This is a genomic window from Limnohabitans sp., assembly GCF_017848645.1.
Lineage (GTDB): Bacteria > Pseudomonadota > Gammaproteobacteria > Burkholderiales > Burkholderiaceae_C > Limnohabitans_A.
In genome coordinates, this window is the sequence record NZ_JAFEIF010000012.1 from 1 (window position 1) to 22,145 (window position 22,145).

Consider the following 22,145-nt stretch of genomic DNA (forward strand, 5'->3'; position numbering starts at 1 on the left):
GGCCGAGCCGCGCACCAACCAGCTGTTCATCTCCGACTTGCCCCAGCGCCTGACAGAGGTGCAAAGAATCCTGGCCCAACTGGACATTCCGGTGCGTCAGGTGCTGATCGAGGCGCGCATCGTCGAGGCCGATGACCAGTTTGGGCAATCGCTGGGCGTGCGCTTGGGGGCGGGCCTCGCGGTACCCTTGCGAGTGAACCAGCGCGCTAACACACTGGCGCTGGGGGCGGGTAATGCCGAGACGGGCGCTGGGGTGGTGACGGGCAACCAGGTCAAGCTGCCTGCGGGCTCGGCGGGGCAGACACTGAACACGCCCGCCAGTTTTGCCGTGTCCTTGTTCAATGCGGCGGCCGACCGGTTCATCAATGTGGAAATTTCCGCGCTCGAAGCCGATGGCCGGGGCAAGGTGGTCTCACGCCCCCGGGTGGTCACGGCCGATCAGACCAAGGCCTTGATCGAGCAGGGCACCGAATTGCCTTACCAGACCGCATCGGCCAGTGGCGCGACCGCGATCACCTTTCGCAAGGCCAACCTGAAGCTGGAAGTGACGCCGCAAATCACCCCCGATGGCTCGGTGGTGCTGGAGGTGGACGTGAACCGCGACAGCGTGGGTCAAGTCACCCCGGCCGGTTTTGCCATCAACACCAAGCACGTCAAGACCCAGGTGCGGGTGGAGGACGGCGGCACTGTGGTGCTCGGCGGTATTTTTGAGGAGACCGACCGCAACAACGAAGCCAAGGTGCCGGGCCTCGGGGATGTGCCGGGCTTGGGTTGGTTGTTCAAGAACCGCGACCAAGCCCAGCGCAAAAGCGAGTTGCTGATTTTTCTGACACCCCGCGTCATGGCCGATGGTCCGGCGACCGCGCCGCCCTGAGTTCAGCGCCACTTTTTGCGAGGGCCTTGTGCCCCAGCCGATGCGGCAGCCCCGTTGCATGGCCCCCAAACCATGTCGAATACACTTGCAGGCCCTGAACCCCAGGCCCCAGGCTTGGGGGTTGACGCCGAATTTTTCTGCACGAGACTTCCCTTGAGCATCATCTTTGTGGGCCTTCCCGGCTCGGGCAAAACCACCATTGGCCGCCAGTTGGCGCGCCGTCTGGGTGTGCCGTTTGTCGATTCCGACCATGTGATCGAGCACCGCTTGGGTTGCTCGATTCGGGAGTTTTTTGCACGCGAGGGTGAGGACAGTTTCCGGGATCTGGAGCAGCAGGTGCTGGATGAGTTGACTCAAACGCAGCAAGGCGTGATCGCGACGGGGGGCGGCGCTGTTTTGCGCGAAGCCAATCGCCGCCACTTGCACGAACGCGGCCAGGTGATTTATTTGCGTTCCTCCCCCGAAGATGTGTACAGACGCGTGCGCCACGACACCGCCCGGCCTTTGCTCCAGGTGGACGATCCGCTCAGCCGTTTACGCGCCTTGTTTGAAGCGCGTGACCCGCTGTACCGCGAAGCGGCCCACTTTGTCATCGAAACCGGCCGCCCCTCGGCGGCCATGCTGGTCAACATGATCTGCATGCAGTTGGAGCTGGCGGGTCATCTGCCCATGAAAGACCAAGCTGGGTCGTAGCGTTGGGCGTTGAGCGTTGAAGAATGGATCCGTCACGCCAAACGCTGAACGCTGAACCCCCCCCGATTTACCCTGATGTGTCCGGGTGCATGGGCGCTGGTGGCAAAAATGGTGCAAAATAGAACGGTCGTTCTTTTTTGATGCGCCATGACCGATCACAAAACCCCCTCCAAAGTTGATAGCTTGCCTGCGCCAGAGGCCGGTCGGCGCGTGCTCATCAAAGGTCAGCAAACCAAAACCGTGATCATCGACGCCGCTTTGGGCCTGGCCTCGCAAATTGGCCTCGAAGGCCTGTCCATTGGTGCGGTGGCCGAGGTCACGGGCATGAGCAAGTCGGGCGTGTTTGCCCATTTCGGCTCGCGCGAAGAGCTGCAGATTTCCGTCATCCGTGAATACCACGACCGTTTTGAGGCCGAGGTGTTTTACGCCGCCATGCAAATGCCCAGAGGTCTGCCGCGCCTGCAGGCCCTGTTTGACAACTGGATGGTTCAGACCTCGGCCGAGATCGATTCGGGCTGCATCTACATCAGCGGTGCGGTCGAGTTTGACGACCGCAGCGGCCCGGTGCGCGACGCGCTGGCTTCGTCGGTGTCCACCTGGCAAACCGCTTTGCGCCGGGCTGTGGAGCTGGCCCAGGCCGAAGGCCAACTCAGCCGCGCATCTGACGCCCACCAGATCGCTTTTGAAATCCATGGCCTGATTTTGGCGCTGCATTACGAAGCCCGTTTTTTGCGCAACCCCAGCGCCGCCGACCGCGCCCGCCAAGGCTTTCAGCACATTTTGGCCCGCTACGCAGGCTCTGGAACGTCGCCCGCGCCCACGACTTCGTCCGCACCAGCCAGCGCGGCCAAATCGCCCAAGCTGGTGGCCGTGCCCAAGGCCCGCCGCAAGCCGACCCACGACTGATTTCCCCCATCCTCACTGACACACCGATTCAAGGAGTCCCCCCATGCCCGTCTACAACCCACCCCTTCGCGACATGCAGTTTGTCTTGCACGAGTTGCTCAACGTGAGCGCCGAACTCAAGGCCTTGCCCAAGCACGCCGACACCGACGCCGACACCATCAATGCGGTGCTCGAAGAAGGAGGCAAATTCGCAGCCGAAGTGGTCTTTCCTTTGAACATTTCGGGCGACACCCAGGGCTGCCAGCTCAACCGCGACACACACGAGGTCAAAGCGCCCGACGGTTTCAAGGCGGCTTATGAGCAGTACGTCGCGGGTGGTTGGCCATCGCTGAGCTGCGATCCTGACTTCGGCGGTCAAGGCTTGCCCTTTGTGGTCAACCAGTGCTTTTACGAAATGCTCAACTCGTCCAACCAGGCCTGGACCATGTACCCGGGCCTCAGCCACGGCGCCTACGAATGCCTGCACGCGCACGGCACGCCCGAGCAAAAAGCCCTGTACCTGCCCAAGCTGACCAGCGGCGAGTGGACCGGCACCATGTGCCTGACCGAGCCGCATTGCGGCACCGATTTGGGGCTCTTGCGCACCAAAGCCGAACCACAGGCCGACGGCACCTACAAGCTGAGCGGTCAGAAAATTTTCATCAGCGCAGGCGAGCACGATCTGGCCCCCAACATCGTGCACCTGGTCTTGGCCCGTCTGCCCGACGCCCCCCCCGGCAGCAAAGGCATCAGCCTCTTCATCGTCCCCAAGTTCAATGTGGCCGCTGACGGCAGCATGGGCGCGCGCAACGGCATTTACTGCGGTGGCCTGGAGCACAAAATGGGCATCCACGGCAACGCCACGTGCCAGATGGTTTTGGACGAGGCTGTGGGCACCCTGGTGGGCCAGCCGCACAAGGGCCTGGCCGCGATGTTTGTGATGATGAACGCGGCCCGCTTGGGCGTGGGCAACCAGTCGCTGGGCCTGACCGAAGTGGCCTACCAAAATGCCTTGGCCTACGCCAAAGACCGCGTGCAAATGCGCTCGCTGACCGGTGTCAAAGCCCCCGGCAAACCCGCCGACCCGATCATCGTGCACCCCGATGTGCGCCGCATGCTGATGACCGCCAAGGCCTATGCCGAAGGCGGCCGGGCCCTGGCGTGCTACTGCGCCTTGTTGCTCGACAAAGAGATCAACCACCCCGACGAGGCCGTGCGCGCCGAAGCCGCCGAAGTCGTGGCCTTGCTCACGCCCATCGTGAAAGCCTTCACCACCGACAACGCCTGGGAAGCCACATCGGCCTGCCAGCAGGTGTTTGGCGGCCACGGCTACATCAAAGAGTGGGGCATGGAGCAGTTCGTGCGCGATGCCCGCATCAACATGATTTACGAAGGCACCAATACCATCCAGTCGCTCGACTTGCTGGGCCGCAAAGTGTTGGGCAACCAGGGTGCCACCCTCAAAAAGTTCGGCAAATTGGTCGAGCAACTGGTCAAGGCCGAAATGGCCAACGAAGCCATGGGCGAGTTCATCAAGCCGCTGGCCGATCTGGGCCAAAAGCTCACGCAACTCACAGGCGAAGTCGGTATGAAAGCCATGAGCAATGCCGACGAAGTGGGCGCAGCTGCGGTGGACTATTTGCGCGTGGTGGGCCACCTGGTGCTGGGTTACTTCTGGGCCCGCTCAGCGCAAATCGCTTTGGCCAAATTGGCCGAGGCCGAGGAAGAGGCCCAGCGCCCCGATCCGTTCTACCAGGCCAAACTGCAGACCGCGCGTTTTTACTTCACCCGCCTGATGCCCGAAACTTCGACCCTGATGCGCCGCATCCGCGCCGGCAGCGATGTGCTGATGGACACCGACGCCGCGCTGGCCTGAACCCCCAGCTTCTAAAAGGAAGAACCGCATGATCAAAACCGCTTTGACCCTGACCATGACCCTGAGCGCTGGCCTGCTGAGCCTGGCCGCACACGCCCAAATGAGCCCGGTGGGCCTGTGGCGCAGCATCGACGACGAGAGCAAGCAGCCCAAAGCCGAAATCCGCATCAGCCAGACAGCATCGGGAACCCTGTCGGGCGTGGTCGAGCGCTCTTTGCTCACCGCCCCCAGCACCGAGCCGAACTGCAACCTGTGCACCGACGACCGCAAAGACAAGCCCAAAATCGGCATGGAAATCATCCGTGGCGGTCAACAAAGTGACGGCAAAGCGGTGTGGGAGGGTGGGAAAATCCTCGATCCCGAGAACGGCAAAAACTACAGCCTGCGCCTGACCCCTGTCGACGGCGGCAAAAAACTCGAAGTCCGTGGTTTCATCGGCGCCCCCATTTTGGGACGCACGCAAACCTGGATTCGGGTTCAGTGAACCGCCTCGCCTCCCGCAACACACCTCAAGGACCCGCATGTCTGACATCCTGACCCACACCGACGCGGGGGTGATGACCATCACCTTCAACCGCCTGGACAAGAAGAACTCCATCACCGCTGCCATGTATGCCGCGATGGCCGACGCCGTGGCCCAGGCGGCGGCCGATCCCGCCGTTCGGGTCGTGGTGTTTCAGGGGCACGAGAGCATCTTCAGCGCGGGCAACGACATCGGCGACTTTTTGAACCAGCCGCCCACCACACAAGAGTCGCCCGTGTTCCGTTTCCTGCGCGGCATTGCCACCTTTGAAAAGCCGCTGATCGCCGCTGTGGCCGGGCCTGCGGTGGGCATCGGCACCACCATGCTGTTCCATTGCGACTTGGTCTACGCGGGTGACAACGCGGCGTTTTCCATGCCTTTCGTCAACCTGGGTCTTTGCCCCGAGGCGGCGTCCAGCCTGCTGGCGCCGCGCATGTTCGGCTACCACCGCGCCGCCGAAGCGCTGCTCATGGGCGAGCCCTTTTTTGCCGAAGCCGCGCAAGAGGTGGGCCTGGTCAACCGCGTGGTGCCACCCACCGAGGTCAACGGCTACGCCCAGGCGCAAGCCCGCAAACTGGCCGCCAAACCTTTGACTTCACTGATCGCCACCAAGCGCCTCATGAAGGGCGGCGATCAGCAGGCCGTGCTGCAAAAGATGGACGAAGAAGGCCGAGACTTTGGCCGCATGCTGCGCGAGCCCGCCGCCAAAGAGGCGTTTGGTGCTTTCATGGAAAAGCGCAAGCCTGATTTTTCCAAACTTTGAAGGCTTGGGGCTGCCGAGCGCGGTTCTTCCCTAGAATCTCAGGCATGCCCCACCGTTCACCTGACCCCATCGTTCTGGAACCCGAGTACATCGAAGGTTTTCGCCAGATCTACGAAGAAAAAATCGTCTTCAACAAAACCTTGGGCTTGAAGCTCGTCAAGGTCACGCCAGACGGCGTGGAGGCCCGCATCGACATGCGGCCTGAGTTGGTAGGTCATTTTGCCTACAACCGCATACACGGCGGCGTCATCAGCGCCGTGCTCGATGCGATTGGCAGCGCGGCTGTGATGGCTGCACTGGCCGCCAAACACATGGACGAGCCGCCCGCCAAACGCCTGGAGCGCTTTGCCAAGCTGGGCACCATCGACTTGCGGGTGGACTACCTGCGCCCTGGCATTGGCGAGCACTTCACCATCACCGCCAACGCCTTGCGTGTGGGCTCGCGGGTGGGGTCGTCGCGCATGGAGTTTTGTGGGCCCGACGGCACCTTGATGTCGACCGGCGCTGCCGCTTACATCGTGTCCTGACCTCTCGGGCGATTCACTCCGCAGGCACGGGCCTGGGTTTGCCTTGGTCGTCCACCGCCACGTAGGTCAGGTTCGCTTCGGTGACCTTGATGTACTGGCCCTGCAACTGAAAGCGTTCGGCAAACACCTCCACCTTGACGGTGACCGAGGTGCGACCCACGCGCACGATGCGCGAGAAAAACGACAGGATGTCGCCCACCTTGACGGCCTGTTTGAAGATGAACTCGTTCACCGCCACAGTGACCATGCGGCCCCGCACGCGCCGCGCGGGCAACACGGCCCCTGCCAAGTCGACCTGCGCCATGACCCAGCCGCCAAAAATATCGCCGCTGGCATTGCAGTCGGCGGGCATGGGGATGACTTTGAGCACCAGCTCCTGGTCAGTGGGCAAAGACACGGTGTTCGGGTGTGAGGCGTCAGACATGGGCACAATCGGTGGTTAACGTCAAAACCGGATTGTCCCTTATGCGCCACCACGGCGAAACCGCTGCCCCTGCTTCTCCCCATGCCCCAGGTGCCAAGCCCGGCGCTGCGACTCAAGCGCCGCCCGGCAACGACTGGAAAACCTTGTCGCGCCTCTTGCCCTATTTGTTGCAGTACAAATGGCGCGTGGTCATTGCGCTCAGCCTCATGGTGTGCGCGAAGCTGGCCAATGTGAGTGTGCCCCTGCTGCTCAAGGAGCTGGTGGACGCCATGAGCCTCAAGCCCGGCGACCCGCAGGCCGTGCTGGTGGTGCCGGTGGCCTTGTTGGTGGGTTACGGCGCTTTGCGCTTGATGACGTCCGCGTTCACCGAGTTGCGCGAGCTGGTGTTTGCCAAGGCCACACAAGGCGCGTCGCGCAGCATTGCCTTGCAAACCTTTGAGCATCTGCATGCTTTAAGCCTGCGCTTTCATCTGGCGCGGCAGACCGGGGGCATGACGCGAGACATCGAACGCGGCGTTCGCGGCATCGAGTCGCTGATTTCGTATTCGCTCTACAGCGTCATCCCGACCTTGATTGAAGTGGGTTTGGTGCTGACCATTTTGGCGGTCAAGTTCGACGCCTGGTTTGCGGGCATCACGTTGCTGGCTTTGGCGCTGTACATCTTTTTCACGGTGCGCGTGACCGAGTGGCGCACCCAGTTTCGCAAGCAGGCCAACGAGTTCGATTCCGCGGCCCACACGCGGGCGGTTGACTCGCTGTTGAACTACGAAACCGTCAAATACTTTGGCAATGAGCGCTTCGAAGCCGGCCGCTACGACGAAAGCCTGGAGCGGCTGCGCTTGTCGCGCCTGAAGGCACAAACCTCGTTGTCATTGCTCAACACCGGGCAGCAGCTCATCATCGCGTCGGCCCTGGTGGCCATGCTTTGGCGTGCCACCGAAGGGGTGGTGGCCGGGCGCATGACTTTGGGCGACTTGGTCATGATCAACGCCTTCATGATCCAGCTGTACATTCCGCTCAACTTTTTGGGTGTGCTGTACCGCGAGATCAAACAAAGCCTGACCGATCTGGACAAGATGTTTGTGCTGATGGACCGCGAGCGCGAAGTGGCCGATGTGCCGGGTGCACCCGCGCTGGCATTGCAAGGCGCGCCCGATGTGGTGTTTGACCGCGTGTCATTTGCCTACGAAAGCGACAGGCCGATCCTGAAAGACATCAGCTTCACCATTCCTGCGGGCAAAACGGTGGCGGTGGTCGGGCCTTCGGGTTCGGGCAAGTCCACGCTGGCGCGTTTGATGTTTCGCTTTTACGACGTGCAGCAAGGCTTCATTCGCATCGCGGGGCAGGACATCCGCCAGGTCACGCAAGCGAGTGTGCGCCAGGCCTTGGGCATCGTGCCGCAAGACACAGTGCTGTTCAACGACAGCGTGGCCTACAACATCGCCTACGGCCGCCCCGGGGCCAGCCAGGCCGAGATCGAGGGCGCGGCGCGTTCGGCTCGCATCCACGACTTCATCGCCTCCACGCCCAAGGGTTACCAAACTTCGGTGGGCGAGCGCGGGCTCAAATTGTCGGGCGGTGAAAAGCAGCGCGTGGCCATTGCCCGCACCTTGCTCAAGGACCCACCGATTTTGGTGTTCGACGAAGCCACCTCGGCACTCGATTCGGCCAACGAGCGCGCCATCCAGTCTGAGCTGGCCAGCGTGGCGCAAAACAAAACCACTTTGGTGATTGCGCACCGCCTGTCCACGGTGGTGGACGCGCACGAGATTCTGGTGATGGACGCAGGCCAGATCATCGAGCGCGGCAACCATGCCGAGCTGCTGGCCCAACAAGGCCGCTACGCCAGCATGTGGGCGATGCAGCAGTCGGGCGAGTGAACGGGCGCTCTTTCAGCGCTCGTCGAAACTGATCACCACGCGCTCGCTGGTCGGGCGGGCTTGGCAGGACAGGATGAAGCCTTGTTCGACTTCTGGCTTTTCGAGCGTGAAGTTCTTCTCCATCTCGGTCGTGCCTTCCATGACCTTGCAGCGGCAGGTGCAGCACACCCCGGCTTTGCACGAGTAGGGCAGGTCCAGGCCCAGCGACAAGGCGATGTCCAGAATCTTTTCGTTGCGGTTCATCGGCATGTTGTAGGGCTTGCCGTCCAGCACCACGGTGAGCTGCACTTCACCCTGCTCGCGCGTGGCGGGGTGGCCCAGCACGGCTTTGGCGCGGACCTCGGGGGCCAGTGCATCCAGTGTGGGTGAGCTGAAGCGCTCGGTGCGGATGCGCTCGGCTTTCACGCCTGCGCTCAGCAGCGCTTGCTCGGTGGCTTCGATCATGGCCTCGGGTCCGCACACAAACACCTCGTCCATGCTGCCCACGGGCAAGAAGGCGTCGATGATGGCCTGGACTTTGGCCGCGTCGATGCGGCCTTCGAGCAGGGGCACCTCTTGCGCCTGGCGCGAGAGCACATGGATCAAGGTCAGGCGCGAGGGATAGCGGTCCTTGAGGTCTTGCAGCGCTTCGTTGAACATCACACTGTCCATGCGGCGGTTGCCATAGACCAGAGTGAATTTGCTCTCGGGCTGTTCTTCGAGGGTGCTGGCCAGGATGGACAGGATGGGCGTGATGCCCGAGCCAGCCGCAAAGCCCACGCGGTGAATCGCTCGGGGCCGCTGCACCACAAAGCGGCCATCGGGTGGCATCACGCGCAAGGTGTCGCCTGCCTTGAGTTGGGTGGCCGCCCAGTTGGAGAACACGCCGCCTTCGACGGGGCGAATGCCCACTTCGAGAACACCGTGATTTTGCAGTTGGCTGCGGGCCGAGCTGATGGAGTAACTGCGGCGCACATCCGCGCCGTTGATGTCCGCACGCAAGGTCAGGAACTGGCCCGGCTGGAAGTCGAAGCTGCTGCGCAGATCGGCGGGCACGTTCAGCGTGATCGCCACGGCACCAGCCGCTTCGGGGTTGACGCGTGCGATCGGGAGGTCATGAAATCGGGGTGCGGACATGGTGCTTCAGCGCGGCAAGGCCGCTCAGTAAGGTTTGAAGTAATCGAAGGGCTCCATGCAAGCCAGGCACCGGTAAAGGGCCTTGCAGGCGGTCGAGCCGAAATGGGAGGTTTCGGTGGTGTTGGCCGAGCCGCATTGCGGGCAGTTCACCACCTCGGGCTTGGCCCCACGCGCTGCAAACTGCACCACGTTGGCCGCACCCGAGCCCGCGTTGCTGCAGGCGTGCGGCGGGGCGATGCCATAGGCGCGCAGTTTGTCTTTGGCCGCGTCGCTCATCCAGTCGGTGGTCCAGGCCGGGGCCAGTTGCGTGACGACGCGGCCTTGCAGACCGTTGGCCGCCAGCAGGGCTTTCACGTCGTCCTCGATCGCGCCCATGGCCGGGCAGCCGCTGTAGGTGGGCGTGATGACCACGTCCAGTCCCGCTTCTCCAGCGCGCACGTCGCGCAATATGCCCAGCTCGCGCAAAGTGACCACCGGAATTTCCGGGTCGGTCAAGCTGTCGAGCAGGACCCAGGCGCGGGCCACATCGGCGGGGCTGGGCTGCGAAGTGAGGGTGGACATGGCTTGGGGCTTACCAGGTGGCTTGCGGGTGTGCGCGGGCCAGGCTTTGCATTTCAGCCAACACAAAACCCAGGTGCTCGGAATGCAGGCCTTGTTTGCCTGTGGGCACAAAGCCGCCATCGGCCGGCCGCTGGAGGGTGGCTTCTTGCAGGGCCTGGTCCACGATCTGGTTCCAGTCGTTTTGCAAAGCGGCCATGTCGATGCCCGTGCCGTTGGCCAGCGCGGCGGCTTCATGCGGGCTGCTGGCCCAAAACTCCTGGGTGAAAGGCAGCAGTTGGTCAACGGCCGCTTGTGCTTTGGCATGCGACTCGTCGGTGCCGTCGCCCAGACGCACCAGCCAGTCACGAGAATGGCGCAGGTGGTAGCGCACTTCCTTGAGTGACTTGGCAGCAATCGCGGCCAGTTGCGTGTCTTTGGAGTTTTGCAGCTGGTCCCAGACCAGCACCATCAGGCTGCTGTACAAAAAGTTGCGCGTCATGGTCATGGCGAAATCACGGTCGCCTTGGGCGGTGGCCGACATCAAGGGCATGTGCGGCAATTCGCACAAGGTGTAGTTCTTGAAGTCGGGCACGTCGCGGAAATACGCCAGCGTGTCTTCGGTGGCGCCGCCGCCTTGCAGTTCGGCCGCATGCTGGTAAAGCATGCGGGCTTGGCCCACCAGGTCCAGGCTGTTGTTGGACAGCGCGATGTCTTCTTCGAGGATGGGGCCGTGGCCACACCATTCGGCGTTGCGCTGCCCAAGGATCAGCGCGTTGTCGGCCAGGTGCAGCAGGTAATCGACCGGCGCGTTGAGCGAGGCCGTTGGGGAGTTGGGCGTGTTCATAAGGGTGTTGGGTGCGTGACGCTCAACGCTGAGCGCCGAACGGCTTCACATGTGGCCGACTTCTTCCGGAATCGCGTAGAAAGTGGGGTGGCGGTACACCTTGTCGCTGGCCGGGTCAAAAAATTCAGGCTTGTCGTTGGGCTCGCTCGCCGAAATGTTGGCCGACGGCACCACCCAGATGCTCACGCCTTCCTGGCGGCGGGTGTACACGTCACGCGCCATTTGCAAAGCGTGCTCCGAATCCGAGGCGTGCAGGCTGCCGCAATGCTTGTGTTCCAGGCCTTGCTTGGAGCGGACGAAGACCTCCCACAGAGGCCATTCTTTCAATGCGGCGGTGCTCATGCTGCTTCCTTCATCTGACGTTGCTGTTGTTTCTTGGCGTGGGCCAGGGCCGCTTCGCGCACCCAGGCGCCGTCGTTCCAGGCCTTGACGCGGGCACCCAGGCGTTCTTTGTTGCAGGGGCCGTTGCCGTTGACGGTGGCCCAGAACTCGTCCCAGTCGATCTGGCCGTAGTCGTGGGCTTGGCGCGCTTCGTTCCACTTCAGGTCGGGGTCGGGCAAGGTCACACCCAACACCTTGGCTTGCGGCACGGTGGCGTCGACAAATTTCTGGCGCAGGTCGTCGTTGCTGATGCGTTTGATGCCCCAGCGCATGCCTTGCGCGCTGTTGGGGCTGTCGGCATCGGGCGGTCCGAACATGGCCAGGCACTTCCACCACCAGCGGTTCACGGCGTCCTGCACCATGGCTTTTTGCTCGGCCGTGCCTTGCATCATGACCAGCAGGGCTTCGTAGCCTTGGCGCTGGTGGAAGCTTTCTTCCTTGCACACCCGCACCATGGCGCGGGCGTAAGGGCCATACGAGCAGCGGCACAGGGGCACCTGGTTCATGATGGCCGCGCCATCGACCAGCCACCCCACCACGCCCACATCGGCCCAATTGAGCGTGGGGTAGTTGAAGATGGAGCTGTACTTGGCCTTGCCGGAATGCAGGGCGTCCAGCATCTGGTCGCGGCTGGTGCCCAAGGTTTCGGCAGCGCTGTACAGGTACAGGCCGTGACCGGCTTCGTCTTGCACCTTGGCGATCAAAATCGTTTTGCGCTTCAGGCTGGGGGCGCGGCTGATCCAGTTGCCTTCGGGCAGCATGCCGACGATTTCGCTGTGCGCGTGCTGGCTGATCTGGCGCACCAGGGTTTTGCGGTAGGCCTCTGGCATCCACTCGCGGGGCTCGATGCGGCCATCGGCGTCGATGCGGGCGTCAAAGGCGGCTTGCAGGGCGGCGTCTTGGGCGCTCAGAGCTTTGGGGACGGCCTTCAAGCCGACCGACTTGACGTCCTCGGTTCCGTCCGGGACGCTGAAAGATTGCGTGTACATGGGCTTCTCCTGCGCCAAACAGGATGGAATGATCGCGGCGCAGGTGCCAGTATAACCATTAACCGACCGGGCGGTCGGTTAATTTCAACACGCTGCGCTCAGGTATTTCCCTGATGCCGTGTTTTCAAGGGGAAAAGCCAGCTTCAGAACCCCAATGCCCAAGGCCGCTCAAGACGACTCGACGGCCCAGTTCTTTCCAGAGCCCCTGGCCAAGGCGGGCCCGACCACATCCAGCGCCTGGCGGATCTGGTCTTTCAGGGTGAAGGGTGGGTTGATGACGAACATGCCGCTGGCCACCAGGCCGCCTTCGTCGCCGGGGCCGCGACCGATGGCCAGCGTGGCGTTGAGCCAGGGTTTTTGCGACTGGTTGGCCAAGGTGCGCAGGCGTTTGGGCAGGTCGTGCGCCTCAGGGCGCGGAATGATGGGGTACCAGACCAGGTAGGTGCCTGTCGAAAAGCGCTTGAGGTATTCCTGAATGACGCTGGCGACCTTGCTGTAATCCGACTTGATCTCGTAACTGGGGTCGATCAGCACCATGGCGCGCTTGGAGCCCGTGGCCGAGGGTGGTGGTGGCAGCAGCTTTTTGAGGGCCTCAAAACCGTCTTCGCGGCTCACCGTGACCGTGCGCCCGGCTTCGAGCTGGGCGATGTTGGACATCAGGGCTTTGCTGTCGGTGGGGTGCAGCTCAAACAGGCGAAGGCGGTCGCGCGATGCGTGGCGCATCAGCCGTTGCATCAAAAAGGGCGAGCCGGGGTAAATCTTGGCTTGCCCATTGGGGTTGAAGCTGGCAATTTGCTCGAGGTAGTCTTGGACGGGTTCGGGCAAGGCATCGAGCTTTTCGGCGGCGGCCAGAAGTTTGAACAAGCCGTCTTCGGCTTCTCCTCCCTTTTGCGAGTAATCTCCGTCCAAACGGTACAAACCGGCCCCAGCGTGGGTGTCAATGAGGGTGATGCCGGCCTCTTTTTGCATGAGGTGGCGCATGGTGGCGAGCAAGGTGATGTGTTTGAGCACATCGGCATGGTTGCCCGCGTGAAAAGCGTGTCGGTAACTGAACATGCGTCGATGGTAACCAATAACTTCTGCAAGTCCTTGATTTTTCGTATAATGTGAGGCTTCGCAGCGATTTTGTGGCCCCGCGGCGAAGACGCCCAAACCTGAAAAGGTTCAAGCAATCTCCCACCTAAGAGGTTCCCAACAGAGGAACACCGACCGTGGAAAAGGGCCCGACAAACCTTTCTTCAAAGAGAAAACTCATGACAACAACTTTCAGCGCCAAACCCGCTGAGGTCGTGCACGAGTGGTTTGTGATTGACGCGACCGACAAGGTCCTCGGACGAGTAGCCAGCGAAGTTGCTCTCCGTTTGCGCGGCAAACACAAGGCCATTTACACGCCTCACGTCGACACCGGTGACTTCATCGTCATCATCAATGCTGCCCAGCTCAAAGTGACTGGCACCAAAACACTGGACAAAGTGTATTACCGTCATTCGGGCTATCCCGGCGGTATCACTGCCACCAACTTCCGCGACATGCAAGCCAAGCACCCTGGCCGCGCACTCGAGAAGGCTGTCAAGGGCATGCTGCCCAAGGGCCCACTCGGTTACGCCATGATCAAGAAACTCAAGGTGTATGGCGGCGCAGAGCACCCACACACCGCCCAACAGCCTAAAGTGCTGGACATCTAAGGAGCCTTGAGATGATTGGTGAATGGAACAATGGCACAGGCCGTCGCAAATCCAGCGTCGCCCGCGTGTTTCTGAAAAAAGGCACTGGCAAGATCACGGTCAACGGCAAGGACATCCAAGCCTACTTCGGCCGCGAGACTTCGATCATGATCGCCAAGCAACCCCTCATGTTGACCAACCATGCCGAAACTTTCGACATCATGATCAACGTGCACGGCGGTGGCGAATCCGGTCAAGCCGGCGCATCGCGCCACGGCATTACCCGCGCCCTGATTGACTACGATGCTTCGCTCAAGCCAATGCTGAGCCAAGCTGGTTTTGTCACTCGTGACGCCCGTGAAGTCGAACGTAAAAAGGTGGGCTTGCACTCCGCTCGTCGCCGCAAGCAGTTCTCCAAGCGTTAATCCGCTTTGCCTGTTTGGCCAAAAAGCCGCTCCGGTTCGCCGCAGCGGCTTTTTGTTTGGGCGCTTGGGATTTCAAAAGCCCATGAGCCCAGTAGCGTTACTGGATTGGCTGGGCGGTAATTCCCGACCAGCGCGCTATACTATTTGGCATTGAACCGGAGAAACACCATGAGCGCTCTTGCTGAAAATATCCAGACCGAAATGCCCGAACCGATTGTCTTCACCGACAGCGCCGCTGCCAAGGTGGCCGACCTGATTGCCGAAGAGGGCAATCCTGAGTTGAAGCTGCGCGTTTTTGTGCAGGGTGGCGGCTGCTCGGGCTTCCAGTACGGTTTCACCTTCGATGAAATCACCAACGAAGACGACACGACCATGAGCAAGAATGGCGTCTCCCTGTTGATCGACGCCATGAGCTACCAGTACCTGATTGGTGCCGAGATCGATTACAAGGAAGACCTGCAGGGCGCTCAGTTCGTGATCAAGAACCCGAACGCCACATCGACTTGCGGTTGCGGCTCTTCTTTTTCGACCTGATTGCAGGGTTCGGCCAGCTGGGCTGGCCACACATCACCGGGGGTAAATGGCCCCCAAGACACGGGCGCCTTGGGCGCCCGTGACGTTTGGCAGGCTGGAAGTTTCGCGCCGAACGGTCTTGAAAGCCAGCCAGGCAAAGGCGGCGGCTTCGACTTGCAGCGGTGGCAGGCCCAAGGCCTCGCTGTTCAAAACAGGCAGACCCGGCAAGTGCGCCGTCATCTGGCGCATCAATTCGCCATTCAATGCACCTCCACCGCACACGACCAGTTGGCTGGCCTCAGGGCCATAGCGCAAGAGGTCCTGGCTGCAGGCATAGGCCGTGTAGGTGCAGAGGGTGGCCTGCACATCGGCGGGTTTCAGGTCTTCAAACGAGGTCAGGTGTTGCAGGAGCCAGCTGGGGTTGAACAGGTCGCGCCCGGTGCTTTTGGGTGGCGGTTTGTGCAGAAAAGGCTCGCTGGCTAAGCTGAACAGCAATTCGGGATGTAACTGGCCTGTGGTGGCCCAAGCCCCGTCTCGGTCAAAAGCTTGTCCGGTGTGGCGAGCGCACCAGAAGTCCATCAGGGCATTGCCCGGGCCGCAATCCCAACCCAACACCGAGCCGTCTGCCTTGAGCAAGCTCAAGTTGGCGATGCCCCCAATGTTGAGTACGGCTACGCAGCGCCCGGGCTGGGCAAATACACCTTGGTGAAAAGCCGGCACCAGCGGCGCGCCTTGCCCTCCGGCGGCCAAGTCCCGACTTCTGAAGTCGGCCACCACATCAATGCCCGTCAGTTCGGCCAGCAAAGCAGGGTTGATCAATTGCAGGGTGTAGCCCACCGCAGGCTGATGACGTGCTGGATCTGCGTCGAATTCCAGGGGCCGATGGCGCACGGTCTGACCATGGGCGCCGATGGCGCTGACCTGTGAGGGCTGGAGTTCTGTTTCGTGCAGCAATGCGGCGACCACGTCGGCGTAATGTCGGGCGATGGCGTTGCCAGCCAAGGCGCTGCGGTGCAGTTCGTTGGGGCCGCTTTGGTTGAGTGCCAGCAATTCGCTGCGGAAAGTCGCATCGAAGGGCACAAAGTCATGGGCCAGCACTTCAAGTTGTCCAGCGCTGTCCAAGCGTGCAAGAACGCCATCCACCCCATCCAAGGAGGTGCCGGACATGAGGCCGATGAAATGCGAGGTGGACATGGAATGAGCCCAAACTGTAAGACCGAAGTCTAAGGCAGAGGCAGACAACACAGGGTGTCAGGTCTTCCTTGTCCGGGCAGTTTATTGGCTGGTGACTTCCCGCATCTGGGCTGCGGCTTGTAACTGAGATTGGGCTTGACCGACTAGAGCCACGAACCGACCCATGGAAGAGGGCCCTATGGGTTCGCTTTGAGCTTGCTGGATGATTTTTTGAGGATCAACGTGGACTCCGTTGACGCGGAATTCAAAATGCAAATGAGGACCTGTTGACCAGCCGGTGGATCCCACAGCACCAATGACTTGACCTTTTTGCACCGTTTGGCCGTTGCGCACGTGGATTCGACTCAGGTGGGCATACAAAGTGGTGTGGCCATTGCCGTGGCGAATCTCCACCACATTGCCATAGCCGCCTTGCGAACCCGCAAAAATCACCACACCATCACCTACGGTCATGGCGGGTGTTCCGGTTGGCGCAGCATAGTCGACACCGCGGTGTGCTTGTTGTGTGTTGAAAATCGGGTGCAGCCGCATGGCAAAACCACTGGACTGGCGAGAAAAAGCCAAAGGTGCAGCCAAATAAGAGCGGCTCAGGCTTTTGCCATCCATGTCGTAGTAATTGCCCTTTTGACCGGGCTCTTGGAACCAGACGGCATCGTATTGCTGGTTGTCGTTGTGGAATTCGGCGCTCAGTACTCGGCCGGTTCGCAGAGGTTCACCGTCGGCTTCAAGGACTTCGTAAACCACCGAAAAACGAGCACCTTTGCGCAGGGTGCGATGGAAGTCAATCTGGTTGGAAAAAATCTGGGTCAGCTGGTGGATGACCGGGTCCGGCAGGCGGGCCTCATCAGCCGCATCGTAGAGAGAGCGGGTCACCGTGCCGCCGGTCATGCGGATGCTGGTGTTCATGGGCGATGTCTCAAGCGCCACCTGAAAACCTTGGGAAGCACGCTCCACGCGAAGTCGCTGGAAAAAAGTGTCGTTTTCGTTTTTGAGCCAGCGAACGCTCAATGAACGCAGCAATTGTTGGCCGGTGACTTCGGCAGACACTGCGCGTCCACCTTGCTGAAGGGCCTGACGGGCCAGAGGGTGTTTGCGCAAGAAAGCGGCAGCTTCGGCATCAACGAGTCCCAATCGGCGCAACAAAGCTTCTGGGGTGTCTGAAGGGCGGGTGTTGTCAGAACGGGTCAGGCTGACTTCAAACTGGTCGAGCAACTGGGCTTGCGATTCCAGTTGTGCGATTTCGATCGGCACCGTGATGTTCACCACAGGTTGGTCGGAAATGTCTGGTCCCAAATTGGCCACAGCAAAAGCGCCACCACCGCCCACCAACAACGCGCTGGCCAGGCTGGCGGCAATGGTTTTAGGGTGGCGTCTGAGCCAGCCATGAAAAACCTGCTGTGCTTGGTGCAGTTGAGGGTGGTAGCCGTCCAGCCAAGCCAAAAGCCTTTGCGTGGCAATCAACAATGCGCCCAGCACGGCCGTGCACAGGAACAAAAAGTTGAGCAGCAAAGAAATCAGTCGTGACTGAATGGTGGAAAGGATCGGCATGAAAAGGGGATGGGGGACGATGACCGCCGTGAAAGAGCAGGGCGGTCAACGCCCATGTTCTTCAGGTCGCACATAAAATGCTTATCAAACTACAAGGCCCATTGTATCGGTCTACACCGCATTCAACACAGAAAAAACCCTTATGAATCAAACGCTTGTTACAAAATACCCGGTTAACGACCGTGTTTTGAATGCTTTGGAAGTCACTTTAAGGGGCTGTGAAGAGCTCATTCCACAGGAAGATTGGCTGCAAAAATTAGCCAAGGCTGAGGCCACCGGTGTGCCTTTGCGCATCAAACTGGGCCTGGACCCGACGGCACCCGACATCCACATCGGCCACACGGTGGTGCTGAACAAGATGCGCCAATTGCAGGATCTGGGTCACCAGGTGATCTTTTTGATCGGCGACTTCACCAGCTTGATCGGTGACCCGTCGGGCCGCAACAGCACCCGCCCGCCGCTCACGCCCGAGCAGATCAAGGCCAACGCCGAGACCTATTACAAACAAGCCAGTCTGGTGCTGGACCCCAGCAAAACAGAGATCCGCTACAACAGCGAGTGGTCGCTGCCTTTGGGCTCCATGGGCATGATTCAGCTGGCCGCCAAGTACACCGTGGCGCGCATGATGGAGCGCAACGACTTCCACGATCGTTTCAAGGCCGGCACCCCGATTTCGGTGCACGAGTTCCTGTACCCGCTGATGCAGGGTTACGACTCGGTCGCTCTCAAAAGTGACCTGGAGCTGGGCGGTACCGACCAGAAGTTCAACCTGCTGATGGGCCGTCACCTGCAGGCCGAGCATGGCCAGGAGCCGCAGTGCATCCTGACCATGCCGCTGCTCGAAGGCCTGGACGGGGTGGACAAGATGTCCAAGTCCAAGAACAACTACATCGGCATCAGCGAAGAGCCCAACACCATGTTCGCCAAGGTGCTCAGCATTTCAGACACCTTGATGTGGCGCTGGTACACCCTGCTGTCCTTCAAGTCGATGGCCGAGATCGAGGCGCTGAAAAAGGAAATTGAAGGCGGCCGCAACCCCAAAGACGCCAAGGTCATGCTGGCCAAGGAAATCACCGCCCGATTCCACAGCGCAGCAGCCGCCGATGCGGCCGAGCAGGATTTCATCAACCGCAGCAAGGGCGGCGTGCCTGATGACATCCCGGAGGTCAGCCTGTCGGGCGCGCCCTTGGGCATTGGGGCTTTGCTCAAGTCGGCGGGCCTGGCCCCTTCGAGCACCGAGGCCGGACGCCTGATCGACGGCGGCGGTGTGCGTGTGGACTCCAGCGTGGTCAGCGACAAGGGCCTGAAACTCGAGGCGGGCACTTACGTGGTGCAGGTGGGCAAGCGCAAGTTTGCCAAGGTCACGCTGGCTTGATGGGGGCTTGGCGCACGGACAAGTCATCCATCGCGGGTATGCTGGGTCCATGAAAAGATTTGATGCCTGGATGACGCCCACCCGCATGCTGTGGGCTTCGGTGGTGGTGGCGCTCGTGACCATCGCCCTCAAGACCGGGGCCTGGTGGTTGACCGGTTCGGTCGGTTTGCTGTCGGACGCCATGGAGTCGCTGGTCAATCTGGCCAGTGCGGTGTTCGGCTTGATGATGGTGACAATTGCGGCGCGCCCCGCCGACGACGACCATCCCTACGGCCACCACAAGGCCGAGTATTTCTCTTCGGGCTTCGAAGGCATCCTGATCCTGGTGGCCGCCTTGGGCATCATTTGGGTGGCGGTCCATCGCTTGTTCGATCCGCAGCCCATCGAGCAGGTCGGCTGGGGCTTGGCCTTGTCGGTGGGCAGTTCGGCCTTGAACGGTTTTCTGGCCTGGCTGATGTTTCGCGCCGCCCGGCAGCACCGCTCGCTGGCGCTCGAAGCCGACGCTCGGCATCTGGTGACCGACGTCTGGACATCGGCCGGGGTGGTGGTTGGCATTGGTCTGGTGAGCGTGAGCGGCTGGCTGTGGCTGGATGCCGTGGTCGCCATCGGCGTGGCTCTGAACATTCTGAAAGAAGGCTGGAGCCTGGTTTGGCGCTCCTCGCAGGGCCTCATGGACGAGGCGCTGGAGCCTGAAGTGCTGACCGATGTGCAGCGGGTGCTCGATGGTTTTGCCCACCAGCGCGGCGAGACCGAGATCATCCGCTTTGACCACCTGAACACGCGCAAAGCCGGGCAACGCCGTTTTGTCGACGTGCACATGCACATGCCCGCCAGCTGGACACTGGGCCGGGCCGCCGCTTTGCGCGCCAGTGTGGAGCAGGCGCTGATGAGCGAGGTGCCCGGCTTGCGGGCCACCATCCAGCTGTTGCCCAGCGATGTGGAAGCGCACTTTGACGATGCGAGGGACTTGAAATGATCGCGGTGTTGCAACGGGTGAGTGAAGCCAGTGTGCGCGTGGATGGGGCGGTGATCGGCGAGATTGACGCAGGCTTGTTGGTGCTGCTGTGCGCCGAAAAAGGCGACACCGAAGCGGTGGCCGACAAAATGCTGGCCAAGATGCTCAAGCTGCGCATCTTCAGCGATGAGGCGGGCAAGATGAACCGGAGCGTGCAGGACGTGGGCGGTGGTTTGCTGGTGGTCAGCCAGTTCACATTGGCCGCCGATGTCGCAGGGGGCAACCGCCCGAGCTTCACGCAGGCGGCGGCGCCCGAAGACGGTCTGCGTCTGTACGAGCACTTTGTGGCGCAGGCCCGAGCCGCGCACCCGGTGGTGCAGACGGGCCAGTTTGCGGCCGACATGAAGGTGTCGCTGGTGAACGATGGGCCGATCACCATTCCGATGCGCATGAGCGCTTGAGCTTGTCCAGGTCGTATAGCAAATCTGCGATCAGCTGGCGGTCTTCAGCGCTCGGTCCTCAGCGCAAAGCCCACCCACGATCCCTGCCACCGATAATCGGTGCATGACTGTAAAAAACCAAGACGCGACATCGGCTCGCTTTGACCAGCTCACGCTGGCCCCCGCCACCCTTCAAAACCTCGAACAACTGGGCTACACCCAGATGACGCCCATTCAGGCGGCCAGCTTGCCGCTGACCCTGGCCGGGCAAGACCTGATCGCCCAAGCCAGCACAGGCAGCGGCAAAACCGCCGCTTTTGGCCTGCCCCTCATCGAGCGCCTGCAAACGGCGGGCTCGCCCAGCGCGGCCATTCAGGCTGTGGTTTTGTGCCCCACCCGCGAGTTGGCTGATCAGGTCACACAAGAGATCCGTCGACTGGCCCGCGCTCGTCAAAACGTGAAAGTCGTCACCCTGTGCGGTGGCGTGGCTTTGAGAGGCCAGACCGTGAGCCTGGAGCACGGTGCCGATGTGGTGGTGGGTACGCCCGGCCGCATCCTGGACCATCTGGAGCGTGGCTCGCTGAGTTTGGCAGGCGTGAACACGTTGGTGCTGGACGAAGCAGACCGCATGCTGGACATGGGCTTTTTTGACGACATCGCCAAAGTGGTGCGCCAGTGCGCCAAAGACCGGCAGACCCTGTTGTTTTCGGCCACCTATCCCGAGGGTATTGCCAAGTTGGCGGCCCAGTTCATGCGTGCACCGCAGACCGTGAAAGTGGAGGCGCAGCACAGTGCGCACAAGATTCGCCAAGTGTTTTACGAAGTGAGCGAAAGCCAGCGTCTGGACGCGGTATCCAAGTTGCTGGCGCATTTTCGCCCCGAGCGCACGCTGGCCTTTTGCAACACCAAGCAGCAGTGCCGCGATCTGGTGGCGGTGCTGCAGGCCCAGGGCTACAGCGCGCTGGCGCTGTTTGGTGAGCTGGAGCAGCGCGAACGTGATCAGGTGCTGGTGCAGTTTGCCAACCGCAGCTGCTCGGTGCTGGTGGCCACCGACGTGGCTTCCCGCGGGCTGGACGTGGAAGGCCTGGAAGCCGTGATCAACGTGGACGTGACGCCCGACCCGGAAATCCACATCCACCGCATTGGCCGCACGGGCCGTGGTGATGCCGAGGGCTTGGCGCTGACGCTGGCCAGCATGGACGAGATGGGCGCGATCGGCAAGATCGAGGTGATGCAGGGCCGTGAGTCTAACTGGGCACCCTTGGCCGATGTGGTACCCGCTGCGGGTGGTTTGTTGAAGCCGCCCATGCGCACGCTGCAAATCGTGGGCGGTCGCAAAGAGAAGATTCGCGCAGGCGACGTGATGGGCGCGCTGGCGGGCGAGTGTGGTTTGACCCGCGAGCAGGTGGGCAAGATCAATGTCAACGAATTTTCAACCTATGTGGCGGTGCAGGCGGACTTGGCCAAAAAGGTCGAGGCGCAGTTGTCGCACGGCAAGATCAAGGGCAAGAGCGTGAAGGTTCGGCTGCTCTGACGTGTTTGCCTGTTGCTTGGGTTGTGTGCCCCTTTCGCTTGGGCGGTGTGTGAGGGGATGCGGCGGGTTCCTCATGACGGGGGACCGTGAATCGTCACCCGCCGCATCCCCTCACACACCTTGGATGATCGAAGCTTTTTTCGCCTTGGCTCCGGTTTCATCTCACTGGCCAACCCTTTGCC

At 61.4% G+C, this 22,145-nt stretch carries 24 protein-coding genes; 15 read left to right on the forward strand and 9 right to left on the reverse strand.

Annotated features, from left to right (window positions below; all coding sequences use genetic code 11):
- The 7 genes from pilQ to QZ190_RS03760 form a co-directional block, all read left to right on the forward strand.
- Window positions 1-874 (forward strand): type IV pilus secretin PilQ (gene pilQ / locus QZ190_RS03730; protein ID WP_291913644.1); only part of this gene is annotated, 874 nt, incomplete at its 5' end.
- Window positions 875-1,027: 153 nt separating this feature from the next.
- Window positions 1,028-1,567 carry a shikimate kinase gene (locus tag QZ190_RS03735; RefSeq protein ID WP_291913646.1) on the forward strand — a complete coding sequence of 180 codons (540 nt, stop codon included), beginning with the start codon at window positions 1,028-1,030 and terminating at the stop codon, window positions 1,565-1,567.
- 147 nt (window positions 1,568-1,714) lie between these two features.
- Window positions 1,715-2,473 (forward strand): TetR/AcrR family transcriptional regulator, encoded by a 759-nt coding sequence (locus tag QZ190_RS03740; protein WP_291913648.1) that lies wholly within the window; start codon window positions 1,715-1,717, stop codon window positions 2,471-2,473.
- Between the two features lie 43 nt (window positions 2,474-2,516).
- Entirely contained in the window at window positions 2,517-4,328 is a 1,812-nt protein-coding gene (locus tag QZ190_RS03745; RefSeq protein ID WP_291913650.1) for an acyl-CoA dehydrogenase C-terminal domain-containing protein, read from the forward strand.
- A gap of 28 nt (window positions 4,329-4,356) precedes the next feature.
- A complete protein-coding gene (locus QZ190_RS03750; RefSeq protein WP_291913653.1) occupies window positions 4,357-4,812 on the forward strand; it encodes a DUF2147 domain-containing protein in 456 nt (151 codons plus the stop codon).
- 37 nt (window positions 4,813-4,849) lie between these two features.
- Entirely contained in the window at window positions 4,850-5,614 is a 765-nt protein-coding gene (locus QZ190_RS03755) for an enoyl-CoA hydratase (RefSeq protein WP_090142301.1), read from the forward strand.
- Between the two features lie 44 nt (window positions 5,615-5,658).
- Window positions 5,659-6,141 carry a thioesterase family protein gene (locus tag QZ190_RS03760; RefSeq protein WP_291913656.1) on the forward strand — a complete coding sequence of 161 codons (483 nt, stop codon included), beginning with the start codon at window positions 5,659-5,661 and terminating at the stop codon, window positions 6,139-6,141.
- Between the two features lie 13 nt (window positions 6,142-6,154).
- Here QZ190_RS03760 and QZ190_RS03765 read toward each other — a convergent pair whose 3' ends face one another.
- A complete protein-coding gene (locus QZ190_RS03765) occupies window positions 6,155-6,565 on the reverse strand; it encodes an acyl-CoA thioesterase (RefSeq protein WP_291913658.1) in 411 nt (136 codons plus the stop codon).
- 41 nt (window positions 6,566-6,606) lie between these two features.
- Between QZ190_RS03765 and QZ190_RS03770 the strand changes: the two genes are divergently transcribed.
- A complete protein-coding gene (locus QZ190_RS03770) occupies window positions 6,607-8,445 on the forward strand; it encodes an ABC transporter ATP-binding protein/permease (RefSeq protein ID WP_291913659.1) in 1,839 nt (612 codons plus the stop codon).
- A gap of 12 nt (window positions 8,446-8,457) precedes the next feature.
- Here QZ190_RS03770 and paaE read toward each other — a convergent pair whose 3' ends face one another.
- From paaE to QZ190_RS03800, 6 genes are all read right to left on the reverse strand, one after another.
- On the reverse strand, window positions 8,458-9,561 hold the full coding sequence (paaE, locus tag QZ190_RS03775) for a 1,2-phenylacetyl-CoA epoxidase subunit PaaE (protein WP_291913662.1): 1,104 nt from the start codon (window positions 9,559-9,561) through the stop codon (window positions 8,458-8,460).
- A gap of 24 nt (window positions 9,562-9,585) precedes the next feature.
- The gene (paaD, locus tag QZ190_RS03780; RefSeq protein ID WP_291913664.1) at window positions 9,586-10,122 is read right to left on the reverse strand and encodes a 1,2-phenylacetyl-CoA epoxidase subunit PaaD; all 537 of its coding nucleotides are present in this window, start codon (window positions 10,120-10,122) and stop codon (window positions 9,586-9,588) included.
- 10 nt (window positions 10,123-10,132) lie between these two features.
- Window positions 10,133-10,945, reverse strand: coding sequence for a 1,2-phenylacetyl-CoA epoxidase subunit PaaC (gene paaC / locus QZ190_RS03785; RefSeq protein WP_291913666.1), 813 nt, complete (start codon window positions 10,943-10,945; stop codon window positions 10,133-10,135).
- A 45-nt stretch (window positions 10,946-10,990) separates the two neighbouring features.
- Window positions 10,991-11,287 carry a 1,2-phenylacetyl-CoA epoxidase subunit PaaB gene (paaB, locus tag QZ190_RS03790; protein ID WP_089953390.1) on the reverse strand — a complete coding sequence of 99 codons (297 nt, stop codon included), beginning with the start codon at window positions 11,285-11,287 and terminating at the stop codon, window positions 10,991-10,993.
- Window positions 11,284-12,315 (reverse strand): 1,2-phenylacetyl-CoA epoxidase subunit PaaA, encoded by a 1,032-nt coding sequence (gene paaA, locus QZ190_RS03795; protein WP_291913671.1) that lies wholly within the window; start codon window positions 12,313-12,315, stop codon window positions 11,284-11,286. Before paaA ends, paaB begins: the two co-directional genes overlap by 4 nt.
- A gap of 168 nt (window positions 12,316-12,483) precedes the next feature.
- The gene (locus QZ190_RS03800; RefSeq protein ID WP_291913673.1) at window positions 12,484-13,371 is read right to left on the reverse strand and encodes a 23S rRNA (adenine(2030)-N(6))-methyltransferase RlmJ; all 888 of its coding nucleotides are present in this window, start codon (window positions 13,369-13,371) and stop codon (window positions 12,484-12,486) included.
- Between the two features lie 197 nt (window positions 13,372-13,568).
- On the opposite strand from QZ190_RS03800, the gene rplM reads away from it, so the two are divergent.
- The 3 genes from rplM to erpA all read left to right on the forward strand — a co-directional run bounded on the left by rplM (window position 13,569) and on the right by erpA (window position 14,938).
- Window positions 13,569-14,000 carry a 50S ribosomal protein L13 gene (gene rplM, locus QZ190_RS03805; protein WP_053172306.1) on the forward strand — a complete coding sequence of 144 codons (432 nt, stop codon included), beginning with the start codon at window positions 13,569-13,571 and terminating at the stop codon, window positions 13,998-14,000.
- Window positions 14,001-14,011: 11 nt separating this feature from the next.
- On the forward strand, window positions 14,012-14,404 hold the full coding sequence (rpsI, locus tag QZ190_RS03810; protein ID WP_053172304.1) for a 30S ribosomal protein S9: 393 nt from the start codon (window positions 14,012-14,014) through the stop codon (window positions 14,402-14,404).
- A 168-nt stretch (window positions 14,405-14,572) separates the two neighbouring features.
- A complete protein-coding gene (erpA, locus tag QZ190_RS03815; protein ID WP_291913691.1) occupies window positions 14,573-14,938 on the forward strand; it encodes an iron-sulfur cluster insertion protein ErpA in 366 nt (121 codons plus the stop codon).
- A gap of 33 nt (window positions 14,939-14,971) precedes the next feature.
- Here erpA and QZ190_RS03820 read toward each other — a convergent pair whose 3' ends face one another.
- Window positions 14,972-16,111 carry an anhydro-N-acetylmuramic acid kinase gene (locus QZ190_RS03820; RefSeq protein WP_291913693.1) on the reverse strand — a complete coding sequence of 380 codons (1,140 nt, stop codon included), beginning with the start codon at window positions 16,109-16,111 and terminating at the stop codon, window positions 14,972-14,974.
- An 81-nt stretch (window positions 16,112-16,192) separates the two neighbouring features.
- A complete protein-coding gene (locus QZ190_RS03825) occupies window positions 16,193-17,659 on the reverse strand; it encodes a M23 family metallopeptidase (protein WP_291913695.1) in 1,467 nt (488 codons plus the stop codon).
- A 142-nt stretch (window positions 17,660-17,801) separates the two neighbouring features.
- Between QZ190_RS03825 and tyrS the strand changes: the two genes are divergently transcribed.
- The 4 genes from tyrS (at window position 17,802) to dbpA (ending at window position 21,963) form a co-directional block, all read left to right on the forward strand.
- Window positions 17,802-19,034: a tyrosine--tRNA ligase gene (gene tyrS / locus QZ190_RS03830; protein ID WP_291913696.1), complete on the forward strand. Its 1,233-nt coding sequence runs from the start codon at window positions 17,802-17,804 to the stop codon at window positions 19,032-19,034.
- Between the two features lie 49 nt (window positions 19,035-19,083).
- Window positions 19,084-20,010, forward strand: a complete 927-nt coding sequence (locus tag QZ190_RS03835) for a cation diffusion facilitator family transporter (RefSeq protein ID WP_291913698.1) — start codon at window positions 19,084-19,086, stop codon at window positions 20,008-20,010.
- Complete coding sequence (gene dtd / locus QZ190_RS03840) at window positions 20,007-20,450, forward strand: D-aminoacyl-tRNA deacylase (protein WP_291913700.1); 444 nt, start codon at window positions 20,007-20,009, stop codon at window positions 20,448-20,450. Before QZ190_RS03835 ends, dtd begins: the two co-directional genes overlap by 4 nt.
- Before the next feature lie 103 nt (window positions 20,451-20,553).
- Window positions 20,554-21,963: an ATP-dependent RNA helicase DbpA gene (dbpA, locus tag QZ190_RS03845; RefSeq protein WP_291913702.1), complete on the forward strand. Its 1,410-nt coding sequence runs from the start codon at window positions 20,554-20,556 to the stop codon at window positions 21,961-21,963.
- Window positions 21,964-22,145 lie beyond the last annotated feature (182 nt).